This is a genomic window from Polaribacter gangjinensis, assembly GCF_038024125.1.
Taxonomy (GTDB): Bacteria; Bacteroidota; Bacteroidia; order Flavobacteriales; family Flavobacteriaceae; genus Polaribacter; species Polaribacter gangjinensis.
Genome location: NZ_CP150662.1, coordinates 2,503,439 through 2,519,998, shown reverse-complemented (window position 1 = coordinate 2,519,998; position 16,560 = coordinate 2,503,439). Strand labels below are relative to the sequence as shown.

At 29.1% G+C, this 16,560-nt stretch carries 13 protein-coding genes; 9 read left to right on the top strand and 4 right to left on the bottom strand.

Annotated features, from left to right (window positions below):
* The first annotated feature begins 44 nt into the window (after window positions 1-44).
* The 5 genes from WHA43_RS11035 to WHA43_RS11015 all read left to right on the top strand — a co-directional run bounded on the left by WHA43_RS11035 (window position 45) and on the right by WHA43_RS11015 (window position 4,494).
* Complete coding sequence (locus tag WHA43_RS11035; RefSeq protein ID WP_105047096.1) at window positions 45-659, top strand: deoxynucleoside kinase; 615 nt, start codon at window positions 45-47, stop codon at window positions 657-659.
* 236 nt (window positions 660-895) lie between these two features.
* Window positions 896-1,759, top strand: coding sequence for a sigma-70 family RNA polymerase sigma factor (locus tag WHA43_RS11030; RefSeq protein ID WP_105047095.1), 864 nt, complete (start codon window positions 896-898; stop codon window positions 1,757-1,759).
* Between the two features lie 93 nt (window positions 1,760-1,852).
* Entirely contained in the window at window positions 1,853-2,509 is a 657-nt protein-coding gene (gene rpe, locus WHA43_RS11025; protein WP_105047094.1) for a ribulose-phosphate 3-epimerase, read from the top strand.
* The gene (locus WHA43_RS11020) at window positions 2,510-3,862 is read left to right on the top strand and encodes an exonuclease domain-containing protein (RefSeq protein WP_105047093.1); all 1,353 of its coding nucleotides are present in this window, start codon (window positions 2,510-2,512) and stop codon (window positions 3,860-3,862) included.
* A gap of 8 nt (window positions 3,863-3,870) precedes the next feature.
* On the top strand, window positions 3,871-4,494 hold the full coding sequence (locus WHA43_RS11015) for a hypothetical protein (RefSeq protein ID WP_105047092.1): 624 nt from the start codon (window positions 3,871-3,873) through the stop codon (window positions 4,492-4,494).
* 171 nt (window positions 4,495-4,665) lie between these two features.
* On the opposite strand, the gene WHA43_RS11010 is transcribed toward WHA43_RS11015, so the two are convergent.
* On the bottom strand, window positions 4,666-7,614 hold the full coding sequence (locus WHA43_RS11010; RefSeq protein WP_105047091.1) for an MAP7 domain-containing protein: 2,949 nt from the start codon (window positions 7,612-7,614) through the stop codon (window positions 4,666-4,668).
* A gap of 3 nt (window positions 7,615-7,617) precedes the next feature.
* Window positions 7,618-8,550 carry a formylglycine-generating enzyme family protein gene (locus tag WHA43_RS11005; RefSeq protein WP_105047090.1) on the bottom strand — a complete coding sequence of 311 codons (933 nt, stop codon included), beginning with the start codon at window positions 8,548-8,550 and terminating at the stop codon, window positions 7,618-7,620.
* A gap of 287 nt (window positions 8,551-8,837) precedes the next feature.
* Between WHA43_RS11005 and WHA43_RS11000 the strand changes: the two genes are divergently transcribed.
* The gene (locus WHA43_RS11000) at window positions 8,838-10,118 is read left to right on the top strand and encodes an FAD-dependent oxidoreductase (RefSeq protein WP_105047089.1); all 1,281 of its coding nucleotides are present in this window, start codon (window positions 8,838-8,840) and stop codon (window positions 10,116-10,118) included.
* Between the two features lie 47 nt (window positions 10,119-10,165).
* On the opposite strand, the gene WHA43_RS10995 is transcribed toward WHA43_RS11000, so the two are convergent.
* Window positions 10,166-10,585, bottom strand: a complete 420-nt coding sequence (locus WHA43_RS10995; protein ID WP_105047088.1) for a CBS domain-containing protein — start codon at window positions 10,583-10,585, stop codon at window positions 10,166-10,168.
* Window positions 10,586-10,938: 353 nt separating this feature from the next.
* Between WHA43_RS10995 and WHA43_RS10990 the strand changes: the two genes are divergently transcribed.
* From WHA43_RS10990 to WHA43_RS10980, 3 genes are all read left to right on the top strand, one after another.
* The gene (locus tag WHA43_RS10990) at window positions 10,939-11,538 is read left to right on the top strand and encodes a hypothetical protein (protein WP_105047087.1); all 600 of its coding nucleotides are present in this window, start codon (window positions 10,939-10,941) and stop codon (window positions 11,536-11,538) included.
* Window positions 11,539-11,679: 141 nt separating this feature from the next.
* Window positions 11,680-13,911, top strand: a complete 2,232-nt coding sequence (locus WHA43_RS10985) for a GH92 family glycosyl hydrolase (protein WP_105047086.1) — start codon at window positions 11,680-11,682, stop codon at window positions 13,909-13,911.
* Between the two features lie 11 nt (window positions 13,912-13,922).
* Entirely contained in the window at window positions 13,923-15,524 is a 1,602-nt protein-coding gene (locus WHA43_RS10980) for a sulfatase family protein (protein ID WP_105047386.1), read from the top strand.
* A 62-nt stretch (window positions 15,525-15,586) separates the two neighbouring features.
* Here the strand turns inward: WHA43_RS10980 and WHA43_RS10975 are convergent, their stop codons facing one another.
* Entirely contained in the window at window positions 15,587-16,558 is a 972-nt protein-coding gene (locus WHA43_RS10975) for a type I phosphomannose isomerase catalytic subunit (RefSeq protein ID WP_105047085.1), read from the bottom strand.
* Window positions 16,559-16,560 lie beyond the last annotated feature (2 nt).

Sequence of the window (16,560 nt, the reverse complement as noted above, 5' to 3'; positions counted from 1 at the left end):
TATTACTTTAGCAACTCGTTTTTTACTAACATAGAATTTACAATATGCACGTTGCAATTGCAGGAAATATTGGTGCTGGGAAAACCACACTTACCCAACTTTTAGCCAAACATTATAAATGGAAACCACATTTTGAGTCTGTTGATGAAAATCCGTATTTAGACGATTTTTATGGAGAAATGGAACGTTGGTCTTTCAATTTGCAAGTTTATTTTTTAAACAGTCGTTTTCGTCAGATTTTAGAATTGAGAGAATCTGGAAAAAATATCATTCAAGACAGAACCATTTATGAAGATGCGCATATTTTCGCGCCCAACTTACATGCAATGGGTTTGATGACTAACAGAGATTTTCACAATTACAGCTCCTTATTCGAATTGATGGAAAATTTAATTACTCCACCAGATTTATTGATTTATTTGCGAGCCAATATTGCTACATTAGTTGGTCAAATTCACAAACGTGGTAGAGAATATGAAAACAGCATCAGTATTGATTATTTGAGCAGATTGAATGAACGATATGAAGCTTGGATTTCTACATACACCAAAGGAAAATTACTGATTATTGATGTTGACAATCTCGATTTTGTTAGCAATCAAGAAGATTTGGGTTATATAATCGATAGAATTGATGCTCAAATCAATGGGTTATTTTAAAAAATTCTCTTTTATTTTTCTTTGTATTTTTTGTGACTTCTCTGTGACTTTTGTGTAAAAGTTATTCCACAAAGTCACACAAAGTAATCACCTAGTTTCACAAAGAGCTTCATCATTTTTGACGTTTAAAATTTATTTAAAAATATTTTTTACTTTTTTGTAACAAAATGTTGTTTTGATACGTATAATGAATTGTAGTCAAAATTTTACGAACTAAAAATCTATCAAATCATTAGATGAGACAACTTAAAATTACAAAACAGGTTACCAACAGAGAAACTGCATCATTAGACAAATACTTACAAGAAATTGGAAAAGTAGATCTAATTACTGCAGATGAAGAAGTAGAATTAGCGCAGCTAATCAAAGCAGGTGACCAAAGATCCTTAGAAAAATTGACCAAAGCCAATTTAAGATTCGTGGTTTCTGTAGCAAAACAATACCAAAACCAAGGATTGACTTTGCCAGATTTAATCAACGAAGGAAACTTAGGATTGATTAAAGCTGCAAAACGTTTTGATGAAACAAGAGGTTTTAAATTTATTTCCTACGCTGTTTGGTGGATTCGTCAATCAATTTTACAGGCATTGGCTGAGCAATCAAGAATTGTGCGTTTACCATTGAATAAAATTGGTTCGATTAACAAAATCAACAAAATGTATGCGTTTTTAGAGCAAGAAAATGAGCGCCCACCAAGTGCTGAAGAAATTGCTAAAAAACTAGATATGACTGTAAATGATGTAAAAGAATCTATGAAAAATTCTGGACGTCACGTTTCTATGGATGCTCCATTGATTGAAGGTGAAGATTCTAATTTATACGACGTTTTAAACTCTGGTGAATCTCCAAATCCTGATAAAGAATTGATTCACGAATCATTGAGAATCGAAATTAACAGAGCTTTAGAAACATTAACTCCACGTGAGGCAGATGTTGTAAAATTGTATTTTGGTTTGGGAGAACACCAACCAATGACTTTAGAAGAAATTGGAGAAACCTTTGATTTAACTCGCGAACGTGTGCGTCAAATCAAAGAAAAAGCGATTAGACGTTTGAAACATACCTCAAGAAGTAAAATTTTGATGACGTATTTAGGATAAAATTGAAAATAAAAAAGCAAAAACTCTCGAATAATTTTCGGGAGTTTTTTGTTTTAATATGATTATTTTTACAACATCAAAAAAAACTTACAAATGAGTAATTTAATAGCTCCTTCAATCTTAGCTGCTGACTTCGCAAACTTACAACGTGATATAGAAATGGTGAATAATAGTGATGCAGATTGGTTTCACATTGACATTATGGATGGCGTTTTTGTACCCAATATTTCGTTTGGAATGCCTGTTTTGAAATCAATTTCAAAACACGCCAAAAAAACCATTGATGTCCATTTGATGATTGTAGATCCAGACAGATACATCCAAACATTTGCAGATTTGGGTTCGAATATCTTAACAGTTCATTATGAAGCTTGTACGCATTTGCATAGAACAATTCAAGCTATTAAAGCTGCTGGAATGAAAGCTGGAGTTGCGATAAATCCACATACACCAATTGCGGTTTTAGAAGACATCATTATTGATTTGGATTTGGTGTGTTTAATGAGTGTAAATCCTGGTTTTGGCGGACAATCGTTTATTGAAAATACCTACAAAAAAATTCAACAGCTAAAAAACTTGATTGATTTTACGAAGTCTTCTTGTTTGATAGAAATTGATGGAGGCGTTACCAATCAAAATGCCAATAAGTTGATTGAAGTTGGTGCCAATGTTTTAGTTGCTGGAAGTTATGTTTTTAGTGCTAAAAATCCTACAGAAACCATTGCTGAATTAAAGAAATTGATCAATTAATTGTTTTCAGTAGTTGACATAGAAACCACAGGAAATGGCTATAAAGGTCAAAAAATAACCGAGATTTCTATCTTTCTTTTTGATGGAAAACAAGTTATTGATGAGTTTACAACACTCGTAAATCCTGAGCAAAATATTCCTCCTTTTATTACAAATCTGACAGGAATTGACAATGCTATGGTTCGAAATGCGCCAAAGTTTTATGAAATTGCCAAAAAAGTTGCCGAATTTACACAAGACACCATTTTTGTAGCACACAACGTAAATTTCGATTACAACATCATTCAAGATGAATTCAAAAGTTTGGGATTTGACTTCAAGCGAAAAAAATTGTGTACAGTTCGTTTGTCACGAAAAATAATTCCCGGGTTAAAATCTTACAGTTTAGGAGCCATTTGCAGTGCTGAAAACATTCCAATTCACGGACGACACAGAGCCAAAGGCGATGCTGAAGCCACCACAGAATTATTCAGAAGATTGATTGAAAGAGATGATCAATTCATCATCAATAGTTTTTTGAATTCAAAATCCAGACAAGCCACTTTGCCTCCCTTATTGGATAAAATTGTAGTGGATAATTTGCCTGAAACTTTTGGAGTCTATTATTTTAAAAACGCTGCAAAAGAGGTGATTTACGTTGGTAAAGCGAATAATATCAAGCAACGAGTGATTAGTCATTTTTATGACAAAAAGAAAAAAGAGCAAAATATGTGTTTGGAAATCGCAGATATTTCATTCACAATCACTGGTAGTGAATTACTAGCGTTGTTATTAGAATCCTCAGAAATCAAACATATTTATCCAAAATACAACAGAGCGCAAAGAAAAGCGGGAGAAGCTGTAGGATTATTTTCATACGAAGATCAAAAAGGGATTTTGCATTTGGCTTACAATCGATTAAAATTAGTACCCAATCCAATTACCAAATATTACACGGTTTCAGAATGCAGAAGTCATTTAGAATATTTGTGCACAGAGTTTGAATTGTGCCCAAAATATTGTCATTTACAAACCAATGTTTCGAGCTGTTTTCACTATCAAATCAAAGAATGTAAAGGAATTTGTTGTGATGAAGAAAGTGTGGAAAACTACAATTTTAGAGTAAAAGAAGCCATCAAATCTGTTGGAATTGGAGCAAAAAACTTAGTCATTAAAGAAACAGGAAGAACTGAAGATGAAATTGGTTTTGCCTTAATTCTAGACGGAATTTACAAAGGTTTTGGTTTTGTAGAAAGACAACAATCAGTACTTTTAGAAAAGCCTGAAGATTATCAGTTTTTTGTCAATCCACAAAAAGATAATAGAGATATTCAGCGTATTTTAGCATCGTATTTGAGGAAAGAAAAAAAATAATCTGCATTATGGAACATTCTAATTCAAAGGTAAGCACTAACTATTTCAGTGAAAAAATATATGTAAAATGTCCTAAATGTTTGCAATTAGGCATCATAACAGCTTCATTAAAAAACAAAAATTTAGCGATTCCATTAGAATATAAAGCGCAATATAACTGTACAAATTGTCAGTACTCATTAAAAGAAACTAATGTTTGGTTTGGATTGTATGTTGGAAAAATACTGAGAACTTGCAAGTCTTGTGGAAGTAATTTACATTTTTTAACCAAGCCTACAAAAGAAACAAAACAGCAGCTACTTGGAACATGCGAAACTTGTAAAAAAGAGAATGAATATGAAATTACCTGGAAAAAATACTTGAAAAACCATCCAAATGACCCTTATTTTGGGATGGATTTATGGTTACAAACAGCTATAAAATCGAATGTACTTTGGGCTTACAATCTAGAGCATTTAGATTTTTTAAAAGAGTATGTTGGTGCTAAAATTAGAGATGGTAAAAACAGACATAAATATTCTTTGATAACCAATTTGCCAAATTGGATTAAATCTGCAAAAAACAGAGATTTGATTATAAAAAAATTATCTATTTTAGAAAGTGATTTACTTAAAAATTATTCAAATAAATAAGTTACATCAATTTTTATTTACCAATTTTTTGTTCATATACTTGCGGACTATCTCCTAAATATTCATTGTAATTAACTTCGTTTACATACGTAAAATGGGCTGGAATATTTAATTGACTAAAACCATTTAGACAAACTAAAAGGAAGATTAGAATACTATCCTTTTTCATAATTATATTTTTGTTTTAGCATCGTTAATAGCATTGTAGATATATAAAATTGCCGGTGAATTATTTTTTTTCTCACTAAACTTTTTAACAATATTCTCTAAAATTTCATAACCATAAACTCCATCCTTTTGGGAGGAAGCAAATGCTGCCAAATCTTTTTGAATGTAAAAAGTAATTTGAGTTCCTTTTTCTATTTCTTTATTGTCTTGATCAAAAATTAAATAAAAGTGCCCGGTTTTATTTAGCATTATAAGATTTATTAACAACAAAGCATATTTTTCATCGGAAGTATCTCTAATAGAACTTTCTCTTGTTTGATATTTCTTACGATAAAGAGAATAATGCGCAAAAGTTAAACCAGTTTCAAAATTTCCATTAAAAATTGCAGATCTTATTGCCAAATTAATTTCGTCTGGATAATTAGAGGGAGAAATAGAGTTATTCAATATAAATTCTTTTCCTAATTTTTCTGTTAACTCATAATCTTTATTATTATAAGAGTTTCTAATTAAGGTAATTAGATCTTCATTTTTTTTATAATTAGGTAAAATTCTTTTTTCACTAAATTCAGTCAAATATTTTTTATAGAAATTTTCTTCCCTATACTTTAAATACCCTACTAAATCACCAATAACATTTCCTAATTCATATATATTGTCAGTCTTTTTTATCATACTCTTTGCTTCATTTAATATGCTATTATGACTTATTTTATGCTTTGTTTTTACCATGGAATTCCATCCTTCCAAACTCTGGTAACCGTGTGCTAAAACCCTGAAATATGATTGCTGTAGGTTTTTATCAACACTAATATTATTTGATTTAATATTTATTTTATCAAGTTTATTTATATTAAATGATTTTTTTAATCTTTTTTCAAAATTTTCAATATCTACGATAAATTCTTTTGGATAATCTTTCTTAGTATAAGCAGAAATAAGATGAGAGTAGGCTTCAAAATATTCAGGAGAATATATTTTATTTTTTTCGTAATATTCTAGCCCTTTTTTTAAATATGCTTTTGCATAATCTAAATTTCCATTATAATACAATATGTAGCCAAAATTTATGTGATGTCTAAAATTTTCTAGATTTGGTTTATTATAAGATTCTAAAAAATCATTGGAATTTATAATTGCAGAAATATATTCAAAAAGAGCTACTTTAATGTCACCATCTTTAAAAGCTTTTTTTGCTATACTCGTTTTTCTAATTAATATATCGTTAATTCTATCAGACTTGTTTTTTGATTTATTATGAGTAAAAATTTGTTGATATTGTGTAGCTGGATGATATCCATAATGGGATTTTGCATAGAGATAAACTTTCTCTAAATTATTTTTTATCTCTTCTGGAATAAAATTTCGATAATTGTATTTTGAGTATATATTTTGATAACCTTTTGTTTTATTGATAATATCATCTATAAAAATAGACTTATCCAGCACTGGAATATTTGGAGCAATTATTATGTTATCTAAAGTTTGAATAAGTTTATCAAAATACTCTATATTATTTTCTGCTTTTCCAATACTATAAGTTTTATCTACTTTATTGATAAAAGCTAAAACATTGTTATTCCAGTTTGTTAATTGATTATCTAGTCGTGCTTTTTCATTTCTAAGCCAATTATTGAATCTTTTTTCTTCTTCAATTTTAGCAATTCTTTCTCTTTCTTTTTGTTCTTTTATATATTTTTGATAATTAGCTTCTTGAATAGCTGCTTCACGTATTCTTTTTCTTTCTTTTCTTTGTTCTGCTTGCCATTTTCTTTCCTCTTCTAATTGTTCTTTTCTTCTTTGTTCATACAATCGATCTTGTTCTCTTAATTTACGCTGTAAATTAAGCTCATAATTAGATATAGCATAATCAATAGCAGCATTTTGAGTGTTCGTTAATTTAGTATTGTATGTACGTTTAGAATTTGTAGTTGTATTTGTAGTCGTTCTTTTAGGATTACTTTTTTTTGAATAAGTAGTATTATTAGATATATTCGAATTATTTTTTATTGTAGTATCTGAAGTGGTATTATTTTTTTTCTCTTCTATTTTTTTAGTGATATACTCAATTTGTTGCTTTATAGTTTCTGTTGGATGGACCGCATAAACCTCTTTAAATTTGGAAAGAGCCAATTCGAAGTTGTTACTATTTAATAAATTATATGCTTCATTTAATTTTGCTTGTATTTTGTCTTCTTTATCTTTTTTAAGCAGTAAATTATTTGCTTTTTCAATTTCTGCTTTAAGTTTGTCTGATGGTTGCAATTTATAAGCCTCTTCAAACTTAAGTTTTGCATTCTTAAAATTACCTAATGCAATTTGCAAATTCGCATCTTTCTCTAGCTGAAAAACCTTGGCATTAATTTTTTCTTCTTCCTTCTGTTTTTGAAGTAAATTAAGTTTATCATTTATTTTAGGCTCTCTCCATAATCCTATTGCTCTTGCAGCTATAACTTGAATGTTTTGTAAACTTAAATCATTTATATTGTCTTTGTATTCTTTTGATGTTGAGTTTTTTCCAACTTGTTTTAAAACATCATGTGTTTCTCCAAAACAGCCTGCAAAATTTCCTACAATGTAATTTAGTTTAACACTGCCTAAATTTTGGTTTTTAAAATACAAATCTGCTTTCACAGTATTAATTTCAACTTCATTTGGTTTTGGCCACAATTCAGCACCTATTGCTTGTTTATTGTATGATTTTCCATTATACCAATAAGTTGTAAAATTTGCATTTTTAGAGTAGTTAACACCCATTACTACATTACCACCACAATTCACAAATTGATATCCAAATTTAACTCCCGAAAAATCAAATCCATTTTGGTTATTATTGGCTCTATTACCAAAGGAGACAGTAGTACTTTTTTCCACTCCTTTTTGAGCAAATATTGATTGAATTGAAGCAGGTAATAAAAATAAAATAAGCAGAATATGTTTTATAAGTTTCATAAATTATTCAAATATGGTTAAATCTCTATTATTAATTATTATTTTTAATTCTTTAACAAGTTTTCTATCTTCTTTAGCAAAATAAAATTCTATATTATTGTTAGAGTTAGTATCATCTTCTAAGCAACAAAAGGTTAATTTCATTTCTTTGTAATCAATTTTCACAATGTCTAGCTTTTGTTTCCATGAAATTTCTCCATCATTTAGATAAAGTGCATCAGGTTCAACTCGTATATTGGTATATTCTGGAAATAATTTTTGGATTAAATTTTCAACTTTAGTGGCAAACTGATATTTCTTCATTTCTTTAGCATCCATTGCCAACCTAAAACCAACATCTGTTAATTTTAATGATGCATGAATTGCTGAAGTTTTATTTACATTTAAAGAATCTGGGTGCATAGATTCCATATAACTCCCTCCTCTTATAATATTATACTCATTATCTTTTAAGGTAGATGTCCATTCCCAAACATTGCCATTCATGCCAGAAATACCATATTTATTTGGTCTAATAAAATCAACTTCAGCTGGTTGAGAAAGGGATAGTTTTTGTAAATGGTTTTCTTGATTTGCAGCAGCAATGACCCATTCTTCGTTTGTTAATGCTCTAAACTTTACGTTATAAAAATCTGTTAACCAATTGATATAGGCTAAAAAATCATTATATGATATTGAAACCATTGGTAAATTGGTATTATACCAGCCATAATCTGGAGGTGGTTCTGGTAATTTAAGTCCTAAAAAATTGAGATAATCTTGATAATCATGAACGCTAACAGCAGATTTAGATATATAAAAATGATGCTTGTTGCCCAAAGTATCTTTTTTAATTTCAACAAAGTTATTTATGATATTTGATTTTTGTGCTGAACATATATTGATAAAAAAAACAGATGTTATTAAAATTAAACAAGCTAATAATTTACGATTCATAAGATTTTTTTGTTTATTAATTTAATTTATTGATGATGTAATTTTCTGTTTATTGTTTTGTCTGCGAATAAGATGTATGTAAAAACATGAACATAAAAAATAAAAGTAATTTTTTCATTAAATTTGATTTAAAATTAGATGAATAGTAAATAAATAACAAAGGTTTAAATTTAATAAAAAAAAAGAAGTTATGCTATTTGAATATTTTTTTCTTTAAAAAGTAAAAAAATCACAAATGTAATTGCTATAAAGTATCTTTGTAATTCTTATTTATTTTACAATATTTTATGAAAAAATCCGAATATAAAATTCATATTATTGGCGCAGGAATTAGTGGCTTGATTGCCGCAAAAGTATTGGAAGAAAGTGGGTATCACCCTACGATTTTAGAAGCTTCTGACTCAGTTGGCGGTCGTGTAAAATCGGATATTGTTGAAGGGTATTCACTCGATCATGGTTTTCAAGTTTTATTGACTTCTTATCCTGCTGCAAAAAAATACTTGGATTTTAAAACATTAGATTTGCAAGAATTATTGCCTGGAGCGATTATTTTTAAAGATGGAAAATCGCAATCTATTGGTGATCCTCTCAGAAATATATCATTTCTTTTTCCAACAATTTTTTCATCAATAGGAAATATTTCTGATAAAATTAAAATCCTGCAACTAAATTCATCACTACAAAAAAAAGATTTGAAAAAAATCTTTACCTCTACTGAAAAAACAACTTTACAGTATTTGCAAGATTTTGGATTTTCAAATAAAATTATTCAACAGTTTTTCAAACCATTTTTTAGCGGAATTTTCTTAGAACCGAATTTGGAAACATCTTCAAGAATGTTTGAATTTGTGTATAAAATGTTTGGAAACGGTTTTGCTGCCATTCCCAAAAACGGCATGCAAGCAATTCCGAATCAAATATATAATTCTTTAGAAAACACCAAAATTCAGTTCGAAACTCGCGTTAAAGAAGTAAAAAATAATCGTATTATTTTGGTAGATGGAACTGAAATTGAAACCAATTTTACGATTATTGCCACAGAAGCAAGTTCGTTGATTTCCAATCTAAACAACCAAGAAATTGCATGGAAAAGTTGTGATACGTTGTATTTTGAAACTGAAAACCGTATATTAAAAAACCCAATTATTGGTTTGATTGCTGATGAAAACGCATTGATAAATAATATTTTTTATCATACTAGTGTTACAACATCTACTAAAAACAAAAAGGAATTATTATCTGTAACTGTGGTAAAAAAGCATCAGTTATCAGAAGAAAATTTGATTGAAAAAGTTAAAAATGATTTACAAAATTTCTGTGGAATTAAGAATGTAACTTTCTTAAAAAGATATGAAATTAAAAAAGCGTTACCCAAACTTTCAAATCTACAATACAAACTCTCTCATACAGAAACTCAATTGAATTCATCTGTTTTTTTAGCTGGTGATGTTTTGTTGAATGGCTCCTTAAATGCTGCAATGATCGCTGGAGAAAAAGCGGCTTTTGGTGTCATAAAAACCTTGGAAGATGGCTTAATTGTTGAAGAATTAACATCAGAATATCAATAAAAAAGAGGCTGATTTTTAAAAAATTCAGCCTCTTTTTTTTCAAATAATTAATCCATATGCTTTACTAAAAATTTAATCAAATCTGTTGTTGTTACAATGCCAACCAATTCATCATCTTCAACTACAGGCAATGCATGAAATGCTTTTTCTGCCAATAACATTCCGACTTCTTTGATGGTTGAATTTGGTGGTACCATAAACAAATTTTTCGTCATTACCTGCTCTATAGAAAACATATCATATACATAGGTTTCAATATTTTTTTCATCCAAAGTGACATCAGGAAAACTTACTTTTAGAAAATCTACGTAACTCAGCATCCCAATAATTGCTTTTCCAGAAACGATAGGAATATGCCGAATTAATTTTTCTTCAAATATCTTTTTGGCATCACCTAATTGATCATTGATATTGAGGGTAATTAGATTTCTGGTCATAATTTCAGAAACAAAGTATTCTCTTTTCATTATTTAAAATTTTATGAATCTGGTTCAAAGATGATGATAAAAAGTGTTGTATTAAATGATAAATATCACTTTGTAGAAGATTAAAAATTAAAAAGTCCAAAACTAAAATTTTGGACTTTTTTGTGACCCAAACATTCCAAAGTTCAAATATTTTAAATGATTTTAAAATAATTTTGGAATGTAAAATCTCTTTTAAAAGAAGTAATGGTTCAATTATTTTTTAAAAGCAAATCTTAAATAACTTCAATTAAAAAGATTGGATAAAAATAATTACAGCATTTTTATCAATTAATAATTTATTAATCATTCATTAAGATTCAATCCTTTATTTGCAAATAATTTAAACAAAAAAAATGAAGAGACTAATTTTACTAGCAATAGTTATGATTTCTACTGTAACTTTTGGACAAGTTGACAAAGCAGCAGAAAATGTAACCAACAGAATGGCTTCAGCCATGGAATTGAATGATGAAGAAAAATCAGAAGTACTAAAACTAGTTACAGAAAGAAATATACAGAGAAAATCATTAAAAGAAAAGTTCGGTGATGACGAAGCTGGTTTTAAAATCGCTGTAAAAGAAATAGAAGTGGGTTTTAATAAAAAATTAAGAGAATATGTTGGAAACAAAAAAATGAAATTATGGGCTGAATTTAATTCAGCTTCAAAAGAAAAAGAACTACAAAATAATAATCAAGATATTCTTTTAATAAACCTTTCAAATAAAATGCAAGAGGTTATGGGGCTGAATAATGATGAAAAAGAAAAAGCATTTGAATTGTTGAGCAAGAGAAAACAACAAAAAATGGCTCTCAAAAAAGTTTATGAAGATGATGAAAATGGATTAAAAGAAGCAATAAAAAATATTGAGATTAAGTTTAATCAAGATTTAACAGAACTTGTTGGAAAAGAGAGAAGAAAAAAATGGAATGATTACAACAAGGATAAAAACTAATTTTAATTCCCCCAAAAAAGAAAAAAACCATCATCTCGATGGTTTTTTTCGATTTCAGAGAGTTGATTAATTAAAAATTAAGTAAATATTAATAGATGATTTTTTCTTTGCCATCATTAATAATTAATTACAATTACATAGATGAAAAAAATAGTATACCTAGTCCTTTTTCTACTCATAATCAATAAAACATCATCCCAAGAAGATAATACAAAATACATTGATCCCACAATAGGTAATGTAGCACAATTTTTAGTACCTACTTATCCAACATTTCATTTACCAAATGAGATGTTAAGAATGTTCCCTATAAAATCTGATTATTTAAAGGATCAAGTTGATGGTTTTCCATTACAAGTAGTTACACACAGAATTAAGGGCTTGTTACCATTTAAACCTGTAAAAGGCAACTTAAAGAGTAGCTCATGGAAATCATCAGTTACAATTGACCATGATTTAGAAATAATGCATCCTTGGTTTTATAAAACATTTTTGATTGATGATGATATTAGCGTAAGCTTTACGCCAAATAAAAAATCGGCAATTTATAAAATTGATTTTCCAAATGGTTTTGAGAAAAACCTATTATTCACTGGTACATCAAAAATGACATTTACTTCTTTAAAGAATTCATTTACAGCGAGTGATACATACACAAGATCAACTAGAGGAGATTACGCAATTGACAACAATATAACTACTTACTTTTACGCTGAAATCACAGACCAAAATGGTTTACCTATTAAAGATTTAACTTTTGAATTTTTAAAGTCAACCCTTAAAATATCTTCAAAATCATCAGCATCAAAATCAATGATTTTAAAATATGCTGTTTCATACATAAGTTTTGATCAAGCAAAACAAAATTTCGAAAAAGAAATTAAAGGAAAAACTTTTGAAGTAGTTTCTAAAGAAGGAAAGAAAAGTTGGGAAAAAGTTATCAATCAAATTCAAGTTGAAGGAGGAACCATTGCCCAAAAAAGGACTTTTTACACTTCTCTTTATAGAACCTATGAACGTATGATTAATATAAATGAATATGGAAAATATTACAGCGGATATGATAAAAAAGTACATAATAGCAATCGAAATTTTTACACAGACGATTGGGTTTGGGACACCTATTTAGCACAACATCCACTGAGAACTATATTGAATCCTACAATGGAAAGTGACATGTTAAATTCTTATACGCTGATGTTTGAACAAAGTGGATGGATGCCAACATTTCCACAAATTTTTGGAAATCATTTATGCATGAATGCATATCATTCAAGTGCAATCTTCATAGATGGATTTAGGAAAGGAATAAGAAACTACAATATAGAAAGTGCTTATAAAGGAATTAAAAAAAATTTAATGGAAGGAAGTTATATTCCTTGGAGACAAGGAAACCCACGTTCTGTATTAGAAGATTTTTATCATAAAAATGGGTATTTCCCCTCTTTGAAAATTGGTCAAAAAGAAACAATAAGCAATGTAGATGATTTTGAAAAAAGACAACCGGTTGCAGTCTCATTAGGAATAAACTATGATTTTTGGGCATTATCAGAATTGGCAAAAGAATTAAATAAAACGAAAGACTTTCAAGAGTTCTTACCAAAATCAAAAGATTATAAGAAGTTATGGAATCCCAATTATCGACTATTCATGCCAAAAGATGAAGATGGAAATTGGTTGTCAATTAATCCAAAATTAGATGGGGGATTAGGATATAGAGACTACTATGATGAAAATAATGGTTGGACATATGCTTGGTCTGTTCAACACGATATTAATGGTTTGATTGATTTACTTGGAGGGAAAAAAGCAGCAGAGAATAGACTTGATCAATTATTTAGAGAACCCTTAGGAACACAAAAAAATCTTTTTTATGTAAACGGCTCAAATTCAACAGGAATGGTTGGGCAATTTTCTATGGGTAATGAGCCCTCTTTTCATATACCATTTTTATACAACTATTTTGGCGCACCATGGAAAACACAAAAAAGAACACGATTTTTATTAGATGTTTGGTTCAAGGACAATATTTTTGGTATTCCGGGAGATGAAGATGGTGGAGGAATGACTGCTTTCGTAGTTTTTACTTCTATGGGAATTTATCCTGTTACTCCAGGATTACCTTTCTACACCATTACAAGTCCAATTTTTGAAAAAACAAGTATCAAACTTCAAAATGGAAAAACTTTCACAGTAGAAGCTAAAGGTGCTAGTAAAAAAAATAAATACATTCAAAAAGCATTTATTAACGGAAAAGAAATCAACAGTCCATTTATTTCACATGAGCAAATTATGAATGGTGCTACTTTGACATTGAAATTAGTCGAGTTGCCAAATAAAGAATGGGGACTAAATGTACAATTTCCAGAATAAAACAGCGACAAATGAAAATCTTAAAAATTAAAAAAGCACCTCTTTATTTTTTATCAACTTTACTATTATTTGGTTGTAAAACTATTCAAAAAGAAAAGGAGCAACAAAAACCAAACATCCTTTTTATAATGACTGATGATCATGCTTTGGCTGCTATAAGTGCTTATAACGGATTCTTAGCAAAAGTTGCCCCTACTCCAAATATCGATAAACTGGCAAAAGAAGGAATGCTATTTAACAACATGCTTTGTACAAATTCAATATGTGGTCCTTCACGCGCAGCAATCTTAACGGGAAAATATCCACATGTAAATGGATTTTATAAAAATGAAGGTGGAGGAGATTTTGATGAAACTCAACAAACATTTCCAAAAATCTTACAAAATAATGGATATGAAACTGCTGTTTTTGGTAAATGGCATTTAGGCACAGCCCCAACAGGATTTGATTATTATAAAGTGCTATTTAATAAAGAAGGACAAGGCTCTTATTATGACCCAGTATTTGAAGTAACAGGAAATCGTATTGTTGAGGAAAAAGGGAAATATTCTACAAATGTTATTAAAGAAGATGCTATTAATTGGCTTAAAAAAAGGAAAGATAAAAGCAAACCTTTTATGCTAATGTATCAATTTAAAGCACCACACAGACCTTGGGAACCTGGACCTGGATATGAAAATTATTTAAGTGATATAACTATTCCGTACCCAGCTACTTTTAATGATGAATATAAGGGTAGAAAAGCTGCCAAGGATGCTTGGATGCGAATTGATGGTCATATGAATAGAAAAGATGTAAAAATAAGTCCACCACAAGGGTTAACAGAAGAAGAATTAATAGCTTGGAATAGCTTTGGCAATAATGATGGGGAATTTTGGACGCCAAACGAAAAAATGACAGAACAAGAAAGAAAGAATTGGAAATACCAACGTTACATAAAAGACTATTTAAGAGTAGTAAAAGGAGTTGATGATGCTATTGGAGCTATGTTGGCAGCCATAGAAAAAAGTGGACTTGCTGATAATACTATTATTATTTACACTTCTGATCAAGGGTTTTATTTAGGGGAACACGGTTGGTTTGACAAACGATTTATGTATGAAGAATCTTTGCATATGCCATTTATTATAAAATATCCTAAAAAAATTAAACCAGGCTCAGTTGCGAATCAATTGGCATTAAATATTGATTATGCTCCCACACTATTACAATTAGCAGGCATTCCAATTCCTAAAGATATTCAAGGAAATAGTTTTTTACCTGTTTTAGAAAACAAAACTAAAAAGGCTTTTAGAGATGCTGTTTATTATCATTATTATGAGTTTCCCTATTGGCATCATGTACAACCTCATTATGGGATTAGAACAGAAAGGTATAAACTCATACACTACTATTATGATATGGATGAATGGGAATTATTTGATTTAGAAAATGATCCTAATGAACTGAATAACATATACGCAGAGGCAAAAAACAAAGAATTAATTAGCAAATTGAAAACACGATTAAGTGAGCTAAAAAAAGAATATAAAATGGATTTATCTCTAGATGAAATGCGTAAAATGACAGATGTTAGAATAGAAAGACGCTATAGAGTTGAGCCAGCAAACTAACTTTAAAAAACTTACTTCAAAAAAATATGATATATTTTTGTTTTAAAAATTTATAATTTTAATCAATAATAAACCTCTAAAACTTTAGCAAAGCTAGATTTTAGTGAAATATTCTTTAAAGAGGCAGGTAACAAAAGGGTTTCTCCAATTTTTAGAGTATAAATTTCATCAGTATGAATTAAATCTAATGAACCCTCTACACACATAAAAATTACAAAAGAATCAATATTCGCATAGTCTTTTTTGACAGTCGTATTGATTTCTAAGATATTAGTAGTAAAATAGGGAGAATGAACTAACTTACTAGATTGGTTTTTAAGTAATTCGTATGGAGTTTTATAATTGTCATATACTTCATAATCAATTACATCAATCGCTAAATCATTATGTAGCTCTCGTTTTTCTCCTGTTTTAGAATCTACTCTATCATAATCATAAATACGATAAGTGATGTTAGACGTTTGTTGAATTTCTGCTAATAATACTCCTGCTCCAATAGCATGTACTCTTCCTGTTGGAATATAAAAAGTATCTCCTTTTGAGACTTTCTCATGATGCATAACATCTAGTATAGTATTGTTATGTATATGTTTTGTATAAGTTTCTTTGTTTATTTTTTGATCAAAACCTACAATTAATTCAGCCCCTTCATCAGCTTGCATTACATACCACATTTCGTTTTTACCAAAAGAATTGTGTCGTTGTTTTGCAATTTCATCACTTGGATGAACTTGAATTGATAAGGGAGTTTCTGCATCAATAAACTTAATTAAAAGAGGAAACTCCTCACCAAATTTATCATATACAGTATTTCCAACAAAATCTCCTTTAAATTGTTTAATTAAATCCCTGAGTGTTTTACCTTTAAATAAACCCAAGCTTACTTGGGTTTCATCGCCAGAAACATCAGAAATTTCCCAGGACTCACCAATATTCTTTTCATTATAATCTTTTTGCAAAATTGTTTTTAACTTTTCTCCACCCCAAATTCTGTATTTATAAAGTGGTGTAAATTTTAATGGCTGTAAGTTCATTT